18 protein-coding genes are annotated in these 19,644 nt (G+C 66.7%); 10 read left to right on the forward strand and 8 right to left on the reverse strand.

Features of this window, described 5'->3' with window-relative positions:
• Positions 1 to 104: 104 nt before the first annotated feature.
• Positions 105 to 395: a helix-turn-helix transcriptional regulator gene (locus tag CDO46_RS27625; protein ID WP_087841786.1), complete on the forward strand. Its 291-nt coding sequence runs from the start codon at positions 105 to 107 to the stop codon at positions 393 to 395.
• 272 nt (positions 396 to 667) lie between these two features.
• Positions 668 to 892: a hypothetical protein gene (locus CDO46_RS27630; protein ID WP_087841787.1), complete on the forward strand. Its 225-nt coding sequence runs from the start codon at positions 668 to 670 to the stop codon at positions 890 to 892.
• A 106-nt stretch (positions 893 to 998) separates the two neighbouring features.
• On the opposite strand, the gene CDO46_RS27635 is transcribed toward CDO46_RS27630, so the two are convergent.
• The 6 genes from CDO46_RS27635 to CDO46_RS27660 all read right to left on the reverse strand — a co-directional run bounded on the left by CDO46_RS27635 (position 999) and on the right by CDO46_RS27660 (position 7,028).
• Positions 999 to 1,781, reverse strand: coding sequence for an MBL fold metallo-hydrolase (locus CDO46_RS27635; protein ID WP_087841821.1), 783 nt, complete (start codon positions 1,779 to 1,781; stop codon positions 999 to 1,001).
• Between the two features lie 131 nt (positions 1,782 to 1,912).
• Positions 1,913 to 3,100 (reverse strand): outer membrane protein assembly factor BamC, encoded by a 1,188-nt coding sequence (bamC, locus tag CDO46_RS27640; RefSeq protein WP_087841788.1) that lies wholly within the window; start codon positions 3,098 to 3,100, stop codon positions 1,913 to 1,915.
• 84 nt (positions 3,101 to 3,184) lie between these two features.
• A complete protein-coding gene (dapA, locus tag CDO46_RS27645; protein WP_087841789.1) occupies positions 3,185 to 4,084 on the reverse strand; it encodes a 4-hydroxy-tetrahydrodipicolinate synthase in 900 nt (299 codons plus the stop codon).
• Between the two features lie 171 nt (positions 4,085 to 4,255).
• Complete coding sequence (locus CDO46_RS27650; protein ID WP_087841822.1) at positions 4,256 to 4,903, reverse strand: site-2 protease family protein; 648 nt, start codon at positions 4,901 to 4,903, stop codon at positions 4,256 to 4,258.
• A 64-nt stretch (positions 4,904 to 4,967) separates the two neighbouring features.
• Positions 4,968 to 5,597 (reverse strand): L-threonylcarbamoyladenylate synthase, encoded by a 630-nt coding sequence (locus CDO46_RS27655; RefSeq protein WP_087841790.1) that lies wholly within the window; start codon positions 5,595 to 5,597, stop codon positions 4,968 to 4,970.
• 72 nt (positions 5,598 to 5,669) lie between these two features.
• The gene (locus tag CDO46_RS27660; RefSeq protein ID WP_087841791.1) at positions 5,670 to 7,028 is read right to left on the reverse strand and encodes a tryptophan--tRNA ligase; all 1,359 of its coding nucleotides are present in this window, start codon (positions 7,026 to 7,028) and stop codon (positions 5,670 to 5,672) included.
• Between the two features lie 119 nt (positions 7,029 to 7,147).
• Between CDO46_RS27660 and CDO46_RS27665 the strand changes: the two genes are divergently transcribed.
• Positions 7,148 to 7,363, forward strand: coding sequence for an RNA-binding S4 domain-containing protein (locus CDO46_RS27665; protein WP_087841792.1), 216 nt, complete (start codon positions 7,148 to 7,150; stop codon positions 7,361 to 7,363).
• Positions 7,364 to 7,400: 37 nt separating this feature from the next.
• Here the strand turns inward: CDO46_RS27665 and polA are convergent, their stop codons facing one another.
• Positions 7,401 to 10,121, reverse strand: coding sequence for a DNA polymerase I (gene polA, locus CDO46_RS27670; RefSeq protein ID WP_087841793.1), 2,721 nt, complete (start codon positions 10,119 to 10,121; stop codon positions 7,401 to 7,403).
• Between polA and CDO46_RS27675 the strand changes: the two genes are divergently transcribed.
• The 5 genes from CDO46_RS27675 to infA all read left to right on the forward strand — a co-directional run bounded on the left by CDO46_RS27675 (position 10,120) and on the right by infA (position 13,821).
• Positions 10,120 to 10,911: a TIGR00730 family Rossman fold protein gene (locus tag CDO46_RS27675; protein ID WP_087841794.1), complete on the forward strand. Its 792-nt coding sequence runs from the start codon at positions 10,120 to 10,122 to the stop codon at positions 10,909 to 10,911. The genes polA and CDO46_RS27675 overlap by 2 nt on opposite strands.
• Before the next feature lie 85 nt (positions 10,912 to 10,996).
• Complete coding sequence (locus tag CDO46_RS27680) at positions 10,997 to 11,965, forward strand: homoserine kinase (RefSeq protein WP_087841795.1); 969 nt, start codon at positions 10,997 to 10,999, stop codon at positions 11,963 to 11,965.
• 77 nt (positions 11,966 to 12,042) lie between these two features.
• Complete coding sequence (locus CDO46_RS27685) at positions 12,043 to 12,828, forward strand: BPSS1780 family membrane protein (protein WP_087841796.1); 786 nt, start codon at positions 12,043 to 12,045, stop codon at positions 12,826 to 12,828.
• 247 nt (positions 12,829 to 13,075) lie between these two features.
• Entirely contained in the window at positions 13,076 to 13,279 is a 204-nt protein-coding gene (locus CDO46_RS27690; RefSeq protein WP_087841797.1) for a cold-shock protein, read from the forward strand.
• Between the two features lie 275 nt (positions 13,280 to 13,554).
• Positions 13,555 to 13,821 (forward strand): translation initiation factor IF-1, encoded by a 267-nt coding sequence (gene infA, locus CDO46_RS27695; RefSeq protein WP_087841798.1) that lies wholly within the window; start codon positions 13,555 to 13,557, stop codon positions 13,819 to 13,821.
• 40 nt (positions 13,822 to 13,861) lie between these two features.
• Here the strand turns inward: infA and CDO46_RS27700 are convergent, their stop codons facing one another.
• Positions 13,862 to 16,150, reverse strand: coding sequence for a UvrD-helicase domain-containing protein (locus tag CDO46_RS27700; RefSeq protein WP_087841799.1), 2,289 nt, complete (start codon positions 16,148 to 16,150; stop codon positions 13,862 to 13,864).
• Positions 16,151 to 16,328: 178 nt separating this feature from the next.
• Here CDO46_RS27700 and leuS point away from each other — a divergent pair, with 178 nt between their 5' ends.
• On the forward strand, positions 16,329 to 18,989 hold the full coding sequence (leuS, locus tag CDO46_RS27705) for a leucine--tRNA ligase (RefSeq protein ID WP_087841800.1): 2,661 nt from the start codon (positions 16,329 to 16,331) through the stop codon (positions 18,987 to 18,989).
• The gene (lptE, locus tag CDO46_RS27710; protein ID WP_087841801.1) at positions 18,989 to 19,543 is read left to right on the forward strand and encodes an LPS assembly lipoprotein LptE; all 555 of its coding nucleotides are present in this window, start codon (positions 18,989 to 18,991) and stop codon (positions 19,541 to 19,543) included. The genes leuS and lptE overlap by 1 nt, the downstream gene beginning before the upstream one ends.
• Positions 19,544 to 19,644 lie beyond the last annotated feature (101 nt).

The raw sequence follows: 19,644 nt of genomic DNA on the forward strand, positions 1-19,644 counted from the left end.
ACGCTCGCCTCCCGCTCGGAATCCCCATGCCGGCAGGCATATCGGAGACTGGCGATCTATAATTCGATCCATGGCGATATTCTTCGCCCATTCAGTCTTCCGCCATGGATCTCGACGCCACCATCAAGGCGCTGGCGCATCCGGTGCGACGCGACATTCTGCAGTGGCTCAAGGAGCCCGAACGCCATTTCGCGGGGCAGGAACACCCGCTCGAAGTCGGCGTCTGCGCCGGAATGTTCGAACGTTGCGGCCTGTCCCAGTCGACCGTTTCCGCCCACCTGGCCACCCTGCAGCGCGCCGGTCTCGTCACGACCCGGCGCATCGGGCAATGGGTGTTCTACAAGCGCAATGAAGAAGCCATCGCCACGCTGCTCGATCAGTTGCGCAAGCTCTGACTGCGCGGGAAATTCCCGGCGCGGCGGGTCGAAATGTTGCGTCAAAAACCACAAACCGAAACCCTTGCGCACATTATTGACCAATCGGATACACAAATTGCTTACGCAAATCTTACTTCCAGCTTCCACCATGGAAAATACCTAGAGACGCTGATAGAATTTACCCGTGCTCGAATAACGGCAGACACAGCAGCCCTTGTTTGGGTAATAACGGGAAATAGCGCTATTTCTGGTTTGTGTATTACGACTGACACCTCAAAGGAAAAGAGATCATGAAGAAGACCCTGCTCCTGGCCTCGCTGCTGGCAATCGCTCTGTCGGCTTGCGGCAAGAAGGAAGAAACCGCTCCGGCCCCCGCCGAGTCGACCCCTCCCGCCGCCACCACCCCGGCTGAGCCCGCCCCCGCCCCGGCCGAACCCGCTGCTCCGGCTCCCGCCGAGCCCGCCGCTCCGGCCGACCAGGCTCCTGCCGCCCCGGCTCCCGCCCAGCAGCAGTAAGTCGAATGCGGAAACCCGGCCGGCCCCGCCGGCTCCGGGTTCCTGCCAATCGACGGCCGCATGCGCGGCCAAGAAAAAGCCCGCAGTTATAAACTGCGGGCTTTTCTCATTGACTCAGCGTCACCCAATCGAACCCGGTGTCCTGGTCCGCCACGCCGATCTCCTGGGGCTGCCAACCCAATATCGGCGCAAGCGCCGAGCGCGCCAGTTCCGGCACATTGTTTTTCTTGCTCAGATGCGCCGCGTGCAGGAACTTCAGGCGCGACCGGTCCATCACGCGCAGGATCTCGGCCGCCGCCGCATTCGACAGGTGGCCGTAGCGGCCGGCTATCCGGTATTTCAGCGAAACGGGGTAATCGCTGCGCGCCAGCATGTCCGGGCAATGATTGCATTCCAGCACCAATGCATCGCAGCCGGACAGCGTCCGGTGAACGTGCGGCGTGCCCTCGCCCAGGTCCGTCAGCACGCCCAGCCGCCACTGGCCGTCGTCCAGCACATACTGCACCGGCTCGCGGGCGTCGTGGGGCACCGGAAACGGCTGCACGTGCAAGCCGCCGATGGCAAAGGCGGTGTGGCTGTCGCAGCAGACGGCGGTCATGCCTTCGGGGATGCGGGCGGCAACGGCCGCACGCGTGCCCGTGGTCAGATGCACCGGAATGCCATGGCGGCGGGCCAGGCGGAACACGCCGCCGATGTGGTCGCCATGCTCGTGCGTCACCAGGATGCCGTTCAGGGATGAAGGCTCGATGCCACGGCCGAGCAGGCGCCTTTCGACCTCCCTCAACCCGAACCCGCAATCGATCATGACGCGGGTCACCGACAGCCCTTCCCTGGCCTCGACGACGAGGGCATTGCCCTCGCTGCCGCTGCCAAGACTCGTATAGCGCATGAAGCCCACCTAGGAAATCCACCCCCGGGCGGCCTGCGACCGCTCCCCCTCCAGGGGGCGGCGCTGGCGGACCGGCAAAGCCGGATCCGCGGCGCCCTGGATCAGACGGGACTCATGGCCGACCCCAACCATTACTTCAGCTGGTTGGACAGGACGTTCAGGATACGCCGGCCGGTGGCGGTGTTCTCGGGCGCCCCCTGCGCGTTCAGCACGGTGACCTGGGTACGGTCATTGGAGGTGACCAGTTTCACGCGGTACTGCGGACGGGTCTCGGGCTTGTCGCTGCCGCGTCCGAACAGGCGGCCGAAGAAGCCCGGCTTGCTGTCGGTGCTGGCCGCGTCGGTATCGACGTAGCGGACGTAGTAGACACCCTCGGCGCGGTTGCGGTCCTCGACGGTGAAGCCGCCACGGTCCAGGGCCAGGCCCACGCGGCGCCAGGCACGATCGAACGGCTCGGCGATCTGCAGGGCACCGGTGTCGCCCGAGCCGGTCACCAGTTGCGGCGCCGCGCCGGTGGCCACGGGCGCCGCATTGGTCACGGCCGCCTTGGCACGGTCGAAATCGGCGCCCAGGCGGACCATCAGGCGGCTCAGCATTTCTGCTTCCAGGCCCGGGTCGTTGGGACGCGAGGTCCAGGTGGTCTGGCTCTTCTCCGCGCCGGTCAGCACCTCGACCGCGCCGCGATGGCTGATGTAGATCTCGGTGCTGTTGCCCACGCGCTCGAGGCGGGTGCGGAACATGTCGCGTTCGCCGGTGGACCACAGCGAATCGAAGACCTTGCCGATGGTGTTGCGGATGAAGTCCTGCGGGATCTTCGCCCTGTTCTCGGCCCAATCGGTTTCCATCACGCCGGCCTGGGGCAGGTCTTCGCGCATCAGGAAGCCCAGGTCCTGCCAGAACTGGCGCACGACCGGATAGAGCTGCTCGGGCGAGCGATCGACGACCACCAGCCAGCGCTGGTCGCCATCGCGTTCCACGCGCATGTCCGAACGCTCGGGCAGCACGTTGCTGGCGGCCGGCTGCCGGGTTTCAGGCTGGGCCGTGGAGTAGCTGGAGAAGGTCGTGGTCGAGGGCGCCGGCGGCGTCGACCCGGAAGAGGTCTGGGAGGGGATCTGGAACCGGTTGTCGGTGGGAAGCTGCGTCAGGTCGGGAGGCACTTCCAGCTTGGCCGAGGGCGGCTTGGATGCGCTCTTGTAGTCGATGGACTCTTCCTTGCCCAGCAACTGGTTGACGCTGCTGCAACCCGCGAACAGCACGGACAGGGAAATCAGCGCCGGCAGGACCGCCACGCGCGGCAAACTCGTACGAACTGCATTCATTGATGGGTAACTCCTGAAGCCACCGCCGGCCCATGCGGGGTCCGGCGGGTCATGTCGGGGCGAAACATGGGGGGCGTGTGGGGTTCAGATCTCGACACCGGCCGCCTTGAGCGCCTCGCGCACCGCAGCGTGGTGCTGCGCGCCGAGTTCGGTCATGGGCAGGCGATATCCCAGCGCCGTGCGTCCCATCCGGGCCAGGGCCCACTTGACGGGAATGGGATTGGGTTCGAGGAAGAGGTTGCGGTTCAGCAGCGCCAGGCGCTGATTGATCCGGGCGGCCAGGCGGGCATCGCCGGCCAAGGCCGCCACGCAAAGCTCATGCATCAGGCGCGGCGTGACGTTCGCGGTGACCGAGATGTTGCCCCGGGCCCCCAGCAGCATCAGCGCCGCCGCCGTGGGATCGTCGCCGCTGTAGATCGCGAAACCCTCGGGTACCTGGCCAAGCAGCAACGCGCCCCGGCCGATATCGCCCGTGGCGTCCTTCAGGCCGACGATGCCGGGCACCTGCGCCAGGCGCACCGTGGTCTCGCCCGCCATGTCGCAGCCGGTGCGGCCCGGCACGTTGTACAGGATCATGGGCAGGTCGACCGCCTCGGCGATGGTCTTGAAGTGCCGGTACAGGCCTTCCTGCGTGGGACGGTTGTAGTAAGGCACCACGGACAGGCCGGCATCGGCGCCGACCTTCTTGGCCGCCTCGGTCAGCTCGATGGCTTCCGCCGTGGAGTTGGCGCCGGTACCGGCGATGACCGGCGCGCGGCCCGCCACGTGCTGGACGGCAAAGCGGATCAGTTCGACATGCTCGTCCACCGACACGGTCGGCGATTCGCCCGTCGTTCCCACCACCACGAAGCCATCGGTGCCCTCAGCCAGGTGCCAGTCGAGCAAAGCCCGGAAGGCCTCGAAATCGAGCTTCCCGTCTGGCTGCATCGGAGTGACGATTGCGACGATGCTGCCTTCAATAGGAGTGCGAGATGTGGTTGCCATACGCTGCCAGGGTGACCCGAAACGGGACGACGAAAAGGGAAATCAATGGAGTATACCGCCTGTAGAGGCTCGCTCCTACGCCGCGCGCGCCTCCCAGGAAACCGCGGATCCGGCTCCGCCGGTCCGCCGGTTTCGCCCCCTGGGGGGCGCGCGTCAGCGCGTAGGGGGGGGTCACAGAAACAATCGAACGATGGCGTCACCCAGGGCGAGCATGGGCTGGACCAGGAAGCCCAGCATGCCGGTCATCAGCAGCACGAGCAGGATCATCATGCCGTAGGGCTCGATCTTGGAGTATTTCCACGCCAGGCCGTGCGGCAGCAGGCTGAAGATGATGCGGCCGCCATCCAGTGGCGGAATGGGCAGGAGGTTCAGGGCCATCAGCATCAGGTTGACCTGTACGCCCGCCACCGCCATGGCGACGAAGAAGGTCTCGTCCACGCCGGACTGGACCATGAGCTTGAGCCCTACCGCCCAGATGATGGCCATGACGAGGTTGATGCCGGGGCCGGCGGCGGCCACCCACAGCATGTCCTGCTTGGGCCGGCGCAGGCGGCCGAAGTCGACGGGCACGGGCTTGGCCCAGCCGAACAGCAGGCCCGCCCCGCCCAGCAGCTTGCTGGTCAGCAGGATGACCGCCGGCACCAGCAGGGTGCCGATCGGATCGATGTGCTTGATCGGATTGAGCGTCACGCGCCCGGCCTGGGTGGCCGTATCGTCCCCGAACATGCGCGCCACGTATCCGTGGGCGGCCTCGTGCAGGGTAATGGCGAAGATCAACGGGATCGCATAGACCGCGATTGTCTGAATGATGGAATCCATCGCGGCATTGTAGCGGCAGAGCATGGCCGTCCGGCGACGGCCATGCGCTTTTCCGGACCGGGGATTACCCCGCGATGCCGAGGGTGGCGGGGTCGCCCCGGCCACGGCGCACGACCTCCGGCTCCGGGCCGGTCAGGTCCACCACGGTGGTCGGTTCGAAGGGACAGGCGCCCCCATCGACCACCGCCGCCAGTTCATGTTCGTAGCGCTCGCGTATCTGCTCGGCGTCGTTGAGCGGCTCGTCCTCGTTGGCGGGAATCAGCGTGCTGGACAACAGCGGCGCGCCCATTTCCTCCAGCAGGCACAGCGCGATCGGATGGTCCGGCACGCGTATGCCTATGGTCTTGCGCGAAGGGTGGGACAGCCGGCGCGGCACCTCGCGCGTGGCCTCGAGGATGAACGTCCAGGGGCCGGGCGTGGCGGCCTTCAGCAACCGGTATTGCTGGTTGTCGACGTGGGCGAACTGGCCGATCTCGGCCAGGTCACGGCACAGCACCGTCAGGTGGTGCCGCTCGTCCACGCCACGCAGGCGCCGAAGCGCCTCGGCGGCATGCTTGTCGTCCAACGGCGCCACCAGGGCATAGCTGGAATCGGTGGGGATGGCCACCAGCCCGCCGGCGCGGATCAGCTGCACCGCCTGCTTGAGCAGGCGCAGTTGGGGATTCTGAGGATGAACCGAGAAAAACTGTGCCACGTCGACCGACCCTCGCAAACATCGACCACGCCCGGAAACCGTCCGGGCACCTTGTCGCCGGAGCCCGGCGGCTCAATCGGCTGCCAGCGCGCGCAGCTCGGCGGCCAGCTTGTCCAGCGCGGCATCGCGGCCGGCGGCATCCGCGAAGCGCGAGCCGCGCGCGACCACCGCGCCATCGACCTCCAGCACGTAGGAGTCGCCTTCCGCCCGGATCGCCTTGGCCGGGTCGGGCAGCGCGCGCAGCTGCTTGATGACCGCTCCGGCCGCCTGCGCGTCGGCATGGGCCTCGGACAGCAGCAGGTCCTGTCCGTCGGCCGCCAGGAAGCGGAAGCGGAAGCGCCCGTCATCGTCGCGGAAGCTGACGAAACGGGCCTGCTTGCCCGCCTTCTTCTTCGCGGGCTGCGCCGCCGGCGACGCACGCGGGGTGTCCAGCCCCACGGCGGCCCGCAGTTCGGCCAGGAACGGCCCGCCGATGGCGCGCGCCTTGCGGGCGCCTTCCAGCAGGATGTCCTCGATCTCGTCGGGACGGGCCATCAGGGTGTCGTAGCGCTCGCGCATGGGCCCGATTTCGCGCTCGATGCGTTCGTATAGCGCCTGCTTGGCGTCGCCCCAGCCCAGGCCGTCTTCCAGCGAACGCCGGAACGCGGCGGCCTCGCCCTCGTCGGCGAAGGCCCGGTAGATCGTGTAGAGCTGGGAGTTGTCCGGATCCTTGGGTTCGCCCGGCAGGCGCGAATCGGTCACGATGCGGCCGATGGCCTCGCGCAAATGCCTGGAGCCGCCCTCGAACAGGGGAATGGTGTTGTTGTAGCTCTTGGACATCTTGCGCCCGTCCAGGCCCGGCAGCGTGGCCACGGCCTCGTCGATCTGCACCTCGGGCAGCACGAACAGTTCGCGGCCGCCGCCGTACAGATGGCTGAATCGCTGGGCGATGTCGCGCGCCATCTCGATGTGCTGGATCTGGTCGCGGCCCACCGGCACGCGATGGGCGTTGAACAGCAGGATGTCGGCCGCCATCAGCACGGGATACGAGAACAATCCCATCGTCACGCCGGCGTCCGGGTCTTCGTTGTCGGCCACGTTCTGGTCCACCGCCGCCTTGTAGGCGTGGGCCCGGTTCATCAGGCCCTTGGCGGTGACGCAGGTCAGCAGCCAGCACAACTGGGGGATCTCGGGCAGGTCGGACTGCCGGTAGAAGGTGACGCGCCGGGGATCGAGGCCGGCGGCCAGCCAGGTCGCGGCGATCTGCAGGCGCGAGCGCTGCAGGCGGACGGGATCCTCGCACTTGATGAGCGCGTGATAGTCGGCCATGAAGAAGAAGGCATCGTTGTCGTCGTTGCGGCTGGCCAGGATGGCGGGGCGGATGGCCCCCACGTAGTTGCCCAGGTGGGGCGTGCCGGTGGTGGTGATGCCGGTGAGGATGCGGGTTCTCATGGGTCGAAGCGCGACGAGCGGGAAGATGGAACGTAGAGCCGCAGTGTACCTCCCGGGGCCATGGGATGCCCGGGCATGGCGGATAATGGCGGATTGCCTTTCATGTTCCCAGGACTGTCATGTCTTCGATCACGTTCACGCTGACGGGCGAGTTTGTGCCGTTGTGCGATTTGCTCAAGCTCACGGGGCTTGCCGACTCGGGAGGGGCGGGGAAGGCGCTGGTTGCGGCGGGGGTGGTGAAAGTGGATGGGAAGGTGGAATTGCGCAAGACGTGCAAGATACGGGCCGGCCAGGTCGTGGAAATGGACGGGGCGCGGATCCTGGTCCAGGGCTGATGACAGCGCCTGGACCGCCCCGCTCCGCTTCACCCGCTCAGTGCGCCTGTTCCCACGTATAGCCCGTGCCCACCTCGGCCACCAGCGGCACCTTCAGCTCGGCCACGTTGCACATCATCTCGGGCAGGCGGTGGGCGACGATTTCGCTTTCCTCGCGCGGAACTTCCAGGACGAGTTCGTCGTGCACCTGCATGACCAGGCGCGCGCCCAGCCGGTCGGCGTCCAGCCAGTCCTGCACGGCGACCATGGCCATCTTGATGAGGTCGGCGGCGGTGCCCTGCATGGGGGCGTTGATGGCGGCACGTTCGGCGGCCTGGCGGCGGGGGCCGCTGCCGCCGCGGATCTCGGGCAGCCACAGGCGGCGGCCGAAGACGGTTTCGACGTAGCCCCGCTCGCGCGCCTGTTCTCGGGTGTCGTCCATGTAGCGCGCCACGCCCGGGTAGCGGGCGAAATAGCGGTCGATGTAGTGCTTGGCGGCGTCGCGCGTGATGCCCAGGTTGCTGGCCAGGCCGAACGCGCTCATGCCGTAGATGAGGCCGAAGTTGATGACCTTGGCGTAGCGGCGCTGTTCGGCGTTGACCGCCTCGGGCTGGACGGCGAAGATCTCGGCCGCCGTGGCGCGGTGGATGTCCTCGCCGCGCGCGAAGGCCGACAGCAGGTTTTCGTCGCCGGAGATGTGGGCCATGATGCGCAGTTCGATCTGCGAGTAGTCGGCCGACATGATCAGATTGCCCGGCTCGGCCACGAAGGCCTCGCGCACGCGCCGCCCCTCGGGCGTGCGCACCGGGATGTTCTGCAGGTTGGGATCGCTGGAGGCCAGCCGGCCCGTGACCACGGCAGCCTGGGCGTAGCTGGTGTGCACGCGCCGGGTCCGGGCATTGATCATCTTGGGCAGCTTGTCGGTGTAGGTGGACTTGAGCTTGGCCAGGCCGCGGTAGCTCAGCAGCGCCTGCGGCAGCGGATAGTCCTCGGCCAGCTTGCTCAGCACGTCCTCGTCGGTGGACGGCGCGCCGCCCGCGGTCTTCTTGACCACCGGCAGCTGCAGCTTGCCGAACAGGATCTCGCCCAACTGCTTGGGCGAGTTCAGGTTGAACGGCTGGCCGGCCAGCTCGTAGGCGCGCTGCTCGAGCACCAGTAATTCCTGGCCGATGGCATGGCTCTGGCGGGCCAGTTCCTCGGGATCGATGCGCACGCCGTTGCGCTCGACGATGGTCAATACCCGCGACACGGGCAACTCGATGGCGTAGATGCGCGCCAGGCCGGCGTCGGCCTCGATGCGCGGGTACAGCGTGGCATGCAGCTGGAGCGTGTAATCGACATCCTCGCAGGCATACTGGGTGGCCACGTCGATGGCGACTTCGTCGAAGCAGAGCTGGTTGACGCCCTTGCCGCATACGTCGACGAAGGACAGGCCCTTGCGGCCCAGCCAGCGCTGCGACAGGTCGTCCAGCGACACGCTGCGGTGCGACTCCAGCACGTAGGCTTCGAGCATGGTGTCGTGCGCCACGCCGCGCAGCGCCACCCCGGCGTTGGCCAGGACGTGGGTGTCGTATTTGGCGTTGTGCAGCAGCTTGGGGGCGTCGGCGTTCTCCAGCCAGGGCGCCAGGCGCGCCAGCACTTCGTCCCTGGGCAATTGCTCGCCTGCGTCCGGGTGCCGATGGGCCAGCGGGATGTAGCAGGCCTCGCCCGGCCTGACCGCGATGGACAGGCCCACCAGCCGGGCCTCCATTTCCACCAGCGAATCGGTCTCGGTATCCAGGGCGACCAGCGGCGCCGCCTGGATGGCGGCCAGCCAGCGGTCGAAGGCGGCCCAGTCGCTGACCGTCTCGTAGTTCACCGTTTCCGGCGCGGCCGGAGCATCCGCCTGCACGCGTGAATCGCCCTCGGGAATGCGGGACTCGTCGCCCGTCAGTTCGCGCAGCCAGGTGCGAAAGCCGTAGCGTTCGTACATGACCTCGAGCTTCTCGCGGTCGGCCTCGCGCATGGTGAGCGCGTCCAGGTCGGGAATGTGGGCGCTCAGGTCGCAGTCGGTACGTATGGTGATCAGGGATCGGGTCAGTTCGAAATTCGGGATCGCCGTGCGCAGGTTGGCGCCCGCCACGCCCTTGACGGTGTCGGCCTGCGCCACCAGTTCCTCCAGCGTGCCATACTGGGAGAGCCATTTGGCCGCCGTCTTGGGCCCGACCTTCTCCACGCCGGGCACGTTGTCGACCGAATCGCCGATCAGCATCAGGTAGTCCACGATGCGCTCGGGCGGCACGCCGAACTTCTTCACCACCCCTTCGGCATCCAGCGTCTCGGCGGTCATGGTGTTGACCAGCGTCACGTGGTCGTTGACCAGTTGCGCCATGTCCTTGTCGCCGGTGGAAACGATGCTGTGTATGCCCTGCTGCGCCGCGCGCAGGGCCAGCGTGCCGATGACGTCGTCGGCCTCGATCCCTTCGATGGCGAAGACCGGCCAGCCCTGGGCCCGTATGGCCTCGACGATGGGCCCGACCTGGCGCGCCAGGTCTTCGGGCATGCTGGCCCGGGTGGCCTTGTACTCGGGATAGAGCTCGTCGCGGAAGGTCTTGCCCGGCGCATCGAAGATGCAGGCGAGGTAGTCTGCCTTATGATCGTTCAGTGCGCGGCGCAGCATGTTCAGCACGCCGTACAGCGCGCCGGTCGGTTCCCCTTGCGCGTTGCGCAGGTCCGGCAGGGCGTGGTATGCGCGATAGAGGTAGCTGGACCCGTCCACCAACAGCAACGTCTTGATCATGATCAAACACAGAGAAATCGAAATAGGCAAGGAAACCCACGACAGCGGGAACGCCCCGAAGAAACCCGGACGCATCCCCGGCCTGCGGGATGTGGTGAGCGTGGAACGCGCCACCGCCACCAAGGCACGGGAGTCATGGCATGTGCTGGGGATTATGTCAGAGTTCTTCGAGGCGTCCGAACGCCTGGCGCAGATCCGGCCGGCGGTCAGCATCTTCGGCAGCGCCCGCATCCCCGCCGGCGACCCTCGCTACGACATGGCCGAGCTGATCGCCCGCAAGCTGTCCGAGGCCGGTTTCTCCGTCATTTCGGGCGGCGGCCCCGGCATCATGGAAGCGGCCAACAAGGGCGCCTACGAGGGCCCCAGCCCCAGCGTCGGACTGAACATCGAACTGCCCCACGAGCAGTCGAACAACGCCTACCAGAACATAAGCCTGTTCTTCCGCCACTTCTTCCCGCGCAAGGTGGCCTTCGTCAAGTTCACGTCGGCGTACGTGGTGCTGCCGGGAGGCTACGGGACGCTGGACGAGCTGTTCGAGGCGCTGACGCTCGTGCAGACCAACAAGAGCCGGAAGATGCCCATCATCCTGGTCGGCTCCGAATACTGGCGGGGACTGGTGGACTGGATCCGCGCCCAGCCGCTGGCGCAAGGGCTGATCTCGCCCAACGATCCCGACCTGCTGCAGGTGATCGACGACCCCCAGGCCATCGTCGATGCCATCTTCGATTTCTACCAGCACGAGGGCTTCACCCAGTCCCCGGGCGAGCGCGAGCGGCTGCTGAACCTGTAGCACGCGCCACGGACGGGCCGGCGGCGGGGACGATGACGCTAGAATGCGGGGTAATCGTCGATACCCGCCCTCATCCCGCTTATCCATGGCCGTATTCACCCCCGTCACCGAAACGGATGCCCGCGCTCTGCTTGCCGACTACACGCTGGGCGAGTTGCGCGCCCTGCGCGGCATCCCTTCCGGCATCGAAAACACCAACTACTTCCTTACGACCAGCCAGGGCGAATACGTGCTGACCCTGTTCGAGCGCCTGACGCGCGAGCAGCTGCCGTTCTACATCGACCTGATGACCCATCTGGCCGAACTCGGGATTCCCGTCCCCCACCCCCAGGCGACGCGCGACGGCCGCCGGCTGGCGGAGCTGAACGGCAAGCCTTGCACCATCGCCACCCTGCTGCCGGGCAAGTGCGAGATGTCGCCCCAGGCCGCCCACTGCGAGCAGGTCGGCGCCACGCTGGCCCGCATGCACCTGGCCGGACGCGACTTCCCGTCGGTGCAGCCCAACCTGCTCGGGCTTGCCTGGTGGCAGCAGACCGCGCCCGTCGTCGCCCCCTACCTGGATCCGGCCGCGGCGGCCATGCTGCGCGACGAAGTGGACGTCCAGACGGCGTTCGCGCAGACCGATGCCTGCCGCGCGCTGCCGCAGGGTCCCGCGCACTGCGACCTGTTCCGCGACAACGTCCTGTTCGCCGGCACGCGCGAGGCGCCCGTCCTGGGCGGTTTCATCGACTTCTACTTCGCCGGCTGCGACACCTGGCTGTTCGACCTGGCGGTGTGCGCCAACGATTGGTGCATCACCCACGCCAGCGGCGCATTCCGCCCCGAGCTTGCCCAGGCGCTGCTGGGCGCCTATGCCCGGGTCCGGCCGCTGACGGACGCCGAGCGCGCCTCGTGGCGCACCGTGCTGCGGGCCGCCGCGCTGCGCTTCTGGATGTCCCGCCTGCGCGACTTCCACCTGCCGCGTCCGGCGCAGACGCTGACCCCGCACGACCCCACCCATTTCGAACGCATCCTGCGCCTGCGGCGCGATGGCGACCTTTTTCCGCTTCCCTGAACCATGACACACGCTTCCGACCGGCACGCGCCGACGAGGACCCACGCACACATCCCGCATACGCAGGGAGGCCGCTGATGCAAGCCGCTTCCCTTGCACCCAGTGCCGGCTGGCAATGGGCGCGCGACGGACTCGCCCTGTTCCGCCTGCAGCCCATGGCGATGTTCACCTGGGCCTTGACTGTGGGCTTCATGGTCCTGGTGGCCAGTATCCTGGCCCCCATCGGCCCCTTGCTGTTCGTCGTCGGCATGCCGGCGATCACGGTCATGACCCTGGAGGCCTGCCGCGCCATCGAGCAGGGCCGCACCGTGCTGCCCCTGCGCCTGTTCCTGGTGCTCAAGGCTCCGGGCTTGTTCAAGAAGCTGCTGGCGATGGGTGCCCTGTACGTGGCCGCCGTGCTGGCCGCGGGCCTGGTCGCCTTCCTGCCCTTCGCCGACGGCCTGAGCGAGGCGATGTCCGGCCTGTCGTCGGATGACGTCGGCGGCGTCCTGGCCACCATGCGTGCCCCCATCGCCCTGTTCGGCATCTTCTACGTCATCATCGCCGGGCTGTTCTGGCATGCGCCGGCGCTGGTCGCCTGGCACCGGCTGGGCATCCGCAAGGCCCTGTTCTTTTCCGGCATCGCCTGCTGGCGCAACAAGGGCGCCTTCCTGATGTACGGCGCGACCTGGCTGCTCGTGGTGCTGGCCCTGGAACTGGGCGGCGGCCTGCTCGAGGCCGTCGGCCTGTCGCCGACGATTTCCGGGCTGATCCAGATGCCTTTCAATTTCGTCGCCGCCGCGGTCCTGTATTGCAGTTTTTATCCTACTTACACCAGCGTATTCGGAGCGCCGCCCGCGCCGGGTTTCAGCAACGGTACGTAAGGGATTTTGTGGGTGATTTTCTCAGTGAAAACCCGGGACTTCGCCCACGCCGCCGGCATTTTCCGGTTCAATCCGGCAAACGCGGTTGACGGGCACAACGATAGCCCGTATAACGGCGGGGCATGATTTTCAAGAGTACGAGTTGCTGTACAAAATCGCTTACCACTGCGGTACGGTTGTTCATGGTCTCCATCCTTGATTGTCTTGCTTACATTCGTTTGGTTTTTTCATTTCAAGGATAAACACCATGGAAACCGGTACCGTCAAATGGTTCAACGACGCCAAGGGTTTTGGCTTCATCACGGCTGATTCGGGCGGCGACGACCTGTTCGCCCACTTCTCCGAAATCCGTGTGGACGGATTCAAGACCCTGCAGGAAAACCAGAAGGTTCGTTTCGAAGTCACCGTTGGCCCCAAGGGCCGCCAGGCTTCCAACATCCAGCCCGTATAAGCTATAATCAGCTTATCCGCCGAAACCCCCGCTTGCGGGGGTTTTTGTTTTTGCCTGGAAGAAAAGCTCCCGCCAGGGGGCCATCCCCAGCTTCCGCGACACGGCAAACCCAAACCCAGGCGGCAGCCACTACGCCCCGGCCTTGCAACGGCTTCGGCGTTTCACCGCGAACTTCCCCGTCATCGATGGCGCCTCGCGCCACCTTGCCGCATGCCATGGCGTCGCCATGGCCGAAGCTCGCATTTATGCATTCGCATGCACAGGAGGAATTGACCATGGCGAATAAGGAAGAACTGATCGAAATGGAAGGCATCGTTGCCGAAGTGCTGCCCTCGACCAGCTTTCGCGTCACGCTGGAAAACGGCATGGAGGTTGCCGCCTACGCATCGGGCAAAATGCGCAAGCACCGCATCCGTATTCTGGCCGGCGACCGGGTCACGATGGAACTGTCTCCATACGACCTGACCAAGGGGCGCATCAGCTTCCGCCACAAGGACGGCCCGTCGCCCGCCCCCGGCCACCGCCCGCAGCGGCGCAACTGACATGCCGCGACAGGCGTGCCGCCACAAAGCCTGAAGCTGCTCAGACCGGATCGAGCTTGGCCATGGCGAGCGCCAGCGTCTTGGTTCCCACGCCGCCGAAATTGACCTGGACCTGGGCATCCTGGCCACTGCCCATGAGGCTGACGATGACCCCTTCGCCGAACTTCGGGTGCGCCACGCTCTGGCCCACCTTGAAGGTGCGCCCGTTGACCTCGACCCCGGCATCGGACGTGCGGCGGCTCGAATAGCCCTCGGACGAGCCCACATAGGGCGCGTCCTTGGCCGGCCGCGAAAAGCCGCCGCGCTCGGACTCGTCGCCCCAGGCGGCGTGTCCCCAGCCCCCGGCGGTATCCACCGCCTTGGCCCGGCCGTTGCGCGGCGTCAGCCACTTCAGCGACTCCTCGGGCACCTCGCTCAGGAACCGGGACTGCATGTTGTAGCGCGTCTGGCCATGCAGCATGCGCGTCTGCGAGAAGCTCAGGTACAGGCGCTCGCGGGCGCGCGTGACCGCCACGTACATCAGCCGCCGCTCTTCTTCCAGCCCGGATTGCTCCAGGACGCTGTTCTCGTGCGGGAACAGCCCTTCCTCCAGCCCGGTGATGAAGACCGCCTCGAACTCCAGCCCCTTGGCGGCGTGCACGGTCATGAGCTGGACCGCATCCTGCCCTTCGCTGGCCTGGTTGTCGCCGGCCTCCAGCGCCGCATGCGACAGGAAGGCCGCCAGCGGGGACGGCAGTTCGACGCCGGACTCGGGCAGCGTCTGCGCCAAGGCGCCGGCATCGGCCAGGCCATAGCCGTCCTCGGCGGCGAAGGCGGCCGCCGCGTTGACCAGTTCCCGCAGGTTCTCGATGCGCTCGGCGCCTTCTTTTTCCTGCAGGTAGTGCTGGATCAGGCCGCTGGCCTCGATCACGTGGTCCACGATCTCGTGCAGCGGCAGATTCTGCGTCTCGAAGCGCATGCGATCGACCAGGCTCGCGAACTGGGCCAGATTGTTGCCGCCCCGGCCGGGCACCTGGCTGACCGCCGAATACAGGCTGCAATTGTGCAGGCGGGCGATGTCGGCCTGCTGCTCGAGCGTGCGGGCGCCAATGCCTCGTGCCGGGAAATTCACCACGCGCATCCAGGCGGTGTCGTCGTGCGGGTTCTCCATCAGGCGCAGGTAGGCCAGCGCGTGCTTGACCTCCTGGCGCTCGAAGAAGCGCAGGCCGCCATAGACCTTGTACGGGATGCCCGACGAGAACAGCGCATGTTCCAGCACCCGCGACTGGGCGTTGCTGCGGTACAGGATGGCGATCTCGCGGCGCAGCCTGCCCTCGCCCACCAGCGAGCGGATCTCCTCGATCACCCACTGGGCTTCCTGGGTGTCGGACAGCGCCTCGTACACGCGGATGGGCTCGCCATGCCCCTGGTCGGTCCACAGGTTCTTGCCCAGGCGGCCGGAGTTGTTGCGGATCAGGGTGTTGGCCGCATCCAGGATATGTCCGTGCGACCGGTAGTTCTGCTCGAGCCGGATGACCCGCTCGTGGGCGTATTCCCGCTCGAATTCCGCCATGTTGCCGACGTTGGCGCCGCGGAACGCATAGATCGACTGGTCGTCGTCGCCCACGGCGAACAGGGCCGCGCCGCCGCCTGCCAGCAGCTTGAGCCAGCGATACTGCAGCCGGTTGGTATCCTGGAACTCGTCCACCAGGATGTGGCGGAAGCGGTGCTGGTAGTGCTCGCGAATGGGCGCGTTATGGGTCAGCAGCTCGTAGCAGCGCAGCAACAATTCGGGGAAGTCGACCACTCCCTCGCGCTGGCACTGGGCATCGTACATGCCGTAGAGCTCCACCATCTGCCGGTTGAAGCTGTCGTAGGCCTCGACCTCGGTGTGGCGCAGCCCCTCTTCCTTGGCGGCGTTGATGAAGTGCTGCACCTGGCGCGGCGGGTATTTCTCGTCGTCCACGCCCGCGCCCTTGAGCAGCCGCTTGATGGCCGACAACTGGTCGGCCGTGTCCAGGATCTGGAAGGTCTGAGGCAGCCCGGCATCGCGGTAATGCGCGCGCAGCATGCGGTTGCACAGGCCGTGGAAGGTGCCTATCCACATGCCGCGGGTGTTGATGGGCAGCAGCGCGCTGATGCGGGTCAGCATCTCGCGCGCGGCCTTGTTGGTGAAGGTGACCGCCATCAGCCCGTGCGGGCTGACCTGGCCGGTCTGGATCAGCCAGGCCATGCGCGTGGTCAACACCCGGGTCTTGCCGCTGCCGGCGCCAGCCAGCACCAGGGCGTGGCGCGGTTCGATCGTGACGGCGGCGTGTTGGGGGGGGTTGAGATTGTCGAGCAGGGACATGGGCGCAATGCTGGGAATGAGAGAGTGCGGCAGGCAGTCTAGCACCGCTGGCCCAGGAGGGCCCCGCCTGCTTCTATAATGAGGGGTTTAGCCGGCCGGCTGCCCCGCGCGAGCCGGCCCAGGCCCGCGGCCATGGCGTCATCGCCGCGCCAGAATACCCTAGACCAGCCCGGAACCCATGCAGGAACGCTACGCTCCCAACGAGATCGAATCCGCCGCCCAGAAGCACTGGGAAGCGACCAACGCCTACCTGACGGTAGAACACGCGAAGAACCCCGACGGCTCGGAAAAGCCCAAGTTCTACGCCTGCTCGATGCTGCCCTATCCCAGCGGCAAGCTGCACATGGGCCACGTGCGCAACTACACGATCAACGACGCCATGTACCGGCAGTTGCGCATGAAGGGCTACAACGTCCTGATGCCCATGGGCTGGGACGCCTTCGGCATGCCGGCCGAGAACGCCGCCATCAAGTCCAAGGTGCCGCCCGCCAAGTGGACCTACGACAACATCGCCTACATGAAGAAGCAGATGAAGGCGATGGGCCTGGGCATCGACTGGTCGCGCGAAATGACCGCCTGCGACCCGCGGTACTACAAGTGGAACCAGTGGCTGTTCCTGAAGATGCTGGAAAAAGGCATCGCCTACCGCAAGACCCAGGTGGTGAACTGGGATCCGGTGGACCAGACCGTGCTGGCCAACGAACAGGTCATCGACGGGCGCGGCTGGCGCTCGGGCGCGCTGGTGGAAAAGCGCGAGATCCCCGGCTACTACCTGCGCATCACCGATTACGCCGAGGAACTGCTGGACGAGGTCAAGAACAACCTGACCGGCTGGCCCGAGCGCGTGCGCCTGATGCAGGAACACTGGATAGGCAAGAGCGAGGGCACGCGCTTCGCCTTCACCCACGACATCCGCGACGCCGCCGGCCAGTTGATCCAGGACGGCCGCATGTACGTCTTCACGACGCGCGCCGACACCATCATGGGGGTCACGTTCTGCGCCGTCGCGCCCGAACACCCCCTGGCCCTGCACGCCGCCGCCACGGATCCCGCCCTGGCCGCCTTCATCGAGGAATGCCGCAAGGGCGGCGTAACCGAGGCCGAGCTGGCCACGCGCGACAAGGAAGGCCTGCCGACCGGCCTGACCGTGGTGCATCCGCTCACGGGCGAGGCTGTGCCGGTCTGGGTCGGCAACTACGTGCTGATGAGCTATGGCGACGGCGCGGTCATGGGCGTTCCCGCCCACGACGAACGCGACTTCGCGTTCGCCAGGAAATATGGCCTGCCCATCAAGCAGGTCATCGAGGCCGAAGGCCAGGTCTTCTCCACCGACGCCTGGCAGGAGTGGTATGGCGACAAGCAGGTGGCACGCACGGTGAACTCCGGCAAGTACGACGGCCTCGGCCACCAGGCCGCCGTCGATGCCATCGCGGCCGACCTCGCGGCCAAGGGCCTGGGCGAGAAGCGCACCACCTTCCGCCTGCGCGACTGGGGCGTTTCGCGCCAGCGCTACTGGGGCACGCCCATTCCCATCATCCACTGCGAGGCCTGCGGCCCGGTGCCGGTGCCCGAGAAGGACCTGCCGGTCGTGCTGCCCGAGGACCTGATCCCGGATGGCAGCGGCAACCCGCTGGCCAAGAGCGAATCGTTCCTGAAGTGCGTCTGTCCGCAATGCGGCAAGCCCGCCCGGCGCGAGACCGACACCATGGACACTTTCGTGGACTCGTCCTGGTACTTCATGCGCTATACCTCGCCCGGCAACGACGCCGCGATGGTCGACGAGCGCAACGACTACTGGATGCCGATGGACCAGTACATCGGCGGCATCGAGCACGCCGTGCTGCACCTCTTGTACGCCCGGTTCTGGACCAAGGTGATGCGCGACATGGGCCTGGTCAAGTTCGGCGAACCCTTCGTCAAGCTGCTGACGCAGGGCATGGTGCTCAACCACATCTATTCGCGCAAGAACGAAAAGGGCGGCATCGAATACTTCTGGCCCAACGAGGTCGAGAACCTGTACGACGCCAAGGGCGCCATCGTGGGCGCCAAGCTCAAGGCCGACGGCTCGCCGGTGGATTACGGCGGCGTGGGCACGATGTCCAAGTCCAAGAACAACGGCGTCGATCCGCAGTCGCTGATCGATACCCAGGGCGCGGACACGGCCCGGCTGTTCGTGATGTTCGCCAGCCCGCCCGAGCAGACCCTGGAATGGTCGGGCTCGGGCGTGGACGGCGCGCACCGCTTCCTGCGCCGCCTGTGGTCCTTCTGCCATGCGAACCGCGAACGCATCCAGGCGGCGCTGGGCCGCCCCGCCCCGGCCGACTGGTCGTCCGCCAGCCAGTCCGTGAAGCTGCTGCGCCGCGACGTCCATGCCATCCTGAAGCAGGCCGACTACGACTACCAGCGCATCCAGTACAACACCGTGGTCTCGGCCAGCATGAAGCTGCTGAACACGCTGGAGGATGCCAGGCTCGACGGCGAGACCGGCGACGCCGCGCTGGCCGAAGGTACGCGCATCCTGCTGTCGGTGCTGTATCCCATCGTGCCGCACCTGACCTGGCAGGCCTGGCGCGACCTGGGCTATGCCCAGGTCCATGGCGACCTGCTGGACGCGCCGTGGCCCGAGCTGGACGAGGCCGCGCTCGTGACCGACGAGGTCGAGCTGATGCTGCAGGTGAACGGCAAGCTGCGCGGTTCGCTGTCGGTGCCCAGCAGCGCCGACAAGGCCGCCATCGAAGCCCTGGCCGTCGCGCATGAAGCCGTGGGCCGGTTCCTCGAGGGGCGCCAGCCCAAACGCGTTATCGTTGTCCCTGGCAAACTCGTCAACGTGGTGGGCTGATGCAGCAAACGAGCTCGAAGTCGCTACCCCTGGGCGCCGCCTCTCACGGCCGGCGCCGTTTCCTTCGCCTGGCTGCCGCGACAGGCGGAATGGCCGCGCTGGCGGGCTGCGGCTTCGCGCTGCGGGGCACGGCCGACCTGCCCTTTTCCACGCTCTACATCGGCGCCGCCGACACCTCCGAGCTCGGCGCGCAATTGCGCCGCTACGTGCGCAACACGACCAATACGCGCATCGTCGAGGATTCCAAGGCGGCGGAAGCCCAGTTGCAGATCCTGCAGGAGACGCGCGAACGCAGCATCCTGTCGCTGGACGCCTCGGGCCGCGTGCGCGAATTCGAGCTGCGCTACCTGTTCGCCTTCCGCGTCCACGACGGCAAGGGCCAAGACTACATCCCGCCCACGACCATCGCGCTCAAGCGCGACCTGACCTTCAGCGACGCGAATACCCTGGCCAAGGACTCCGAAGCCAACCTGCTGTATCGCGACATGCAGAACGAAGCCGTGCAACAGGTGCTGCGCCGCATGGCCGCGGTCGAGTCCAAGCAGCCCAGTTGATGAAGAAGATGAGGCCCCCCCCTACGCGCTTCGCGCGCCCAGAATGGTGTGCCCCCAGCCGCTACGCGGCAGCCCCCAAGGGGGCCGGGACCCGCCTTGGG

Source organism: Pigmentiphaga sp. NML030171, from assembly GCF_002188635.1.
GTDB classification, from domain to species: domain Bacteria; phylum Pseudomonadota; class Gammaproteobacteria; order Burkholderiales; family Burkholderiaceae_B; genus Pigmentiphaga; species Pigmentiphaga daeguensis.

Coding starts and splice junctions, on each gene's coding strand:
- CDO46_RS27625 (WP_087841786.1), top strand. CDS start 105: ATGGATCTCGACGCCACCATCAAGGCGCTGGCGCATCCGGTGCGACGC.
- CDO46_RS27630 (WP_087841787.1), top strand. CDS start 668: ATGAAGAAGACCCTGCTCCTGGCCTCGCTGCTGGCAATCGCTCTGTCG.
- CDO46_RS27635 (WP_087841821.1), bottom strand. CDS start 1,781: ATGCGCTATACGAGTCTTGGCAGCGGCAGCGAGGGCAATGCCCTCGTC.
- bamC (WP_087841788.1), bottom strand. CDS start 3,100: ATGAATGCAGTTCGTACGAGTTTGCCGCGCGTGGCGGTCCTGCCGGCG.
- dapA (WP_087841789.1), bottom strand. CDS start 4,084: ATGGCAACCACATCTCGCACTCCTATTGAAGGCAGCATCGTCGCAATC.
- CDO46_RS27650 (WP_087841822.1), bottom strand. CDS start 4,903: ATGGATTCCATCATTCAGACAATCGCGGTCTATGCGATCCCGTTGATC.
- CDO46_RS27660 (WP_087841791.1), bottom strand. CDS start 7,028: ATGAGAACCCGCATCCTCACCGGCATCACCACCACCGGCACGCCCCAC.
- CDO46_RS27665 (WP_087841792.1), top strand. CDS start 7,148: ATGTCTTCGATCACGTTCACGCTGACGGGCGAGTTTGTGCCGTTGTGC.
- CDO46_RS27675 (WP_087841794.1), top strand. CDS start 10,120: ATGATCAAACACAGAGAAATCGAAATAGGCAAGGAAACCCACGACAGC.
- polA (WP_087841793.1), bottom strand. CDS start 10,121: ATGATCAAGACGTTGCTGTTGGTGGACGGGTCCAGCTACCTCTATCGC.
- CDO46_RS27680 (WP_087841795.1), top strand. CDS start 10,997: ATGGCCGTATTCACCCCCGTCACCGAAACGGATGCCCGCGCTCTGCTT.
- CDO46_RS27685 (WP_087841796.1), top strand. CDS start 12,043: ATGCAAGCCGCTTCCCTTGCACCCAGTGCCGGCTGGCAATGGGCGCGC.
- CDO46_RS27690 (WP_087841797.1), top strand. CDS start 13,076: ATGGAAACCGGTACCGTCAAATGGTTCAACGACGCCAAGGGTTTTGGC.
- infA (WP_087841798.1), top strand. CDS start 13,555: ATGGCGAATAAGGAAGAACTGATCGAAATGGAAGGCATCGTTGCCGAA.
- CDO46_RS27700 (WP_087841799.1), bottom strand. CDS start 16,150: ATGTCCCTGCTCGACAATCTCAACCCCCCCCAACACGCCGCCGTCACG.
- leuS (WP_087841800.1), top strand. CDS start 16,329: ATGCAGGAACGCTACGCTCCCAACGAGATCGAATCCGCCGCCCAGAAG.
- lptE (WP_087841801.1), top strand. CDS start 18,989: ATGCAGCAAACGAGCTCGAAGTCGCTACCCCTGGGCGCCGCCTCTCAC.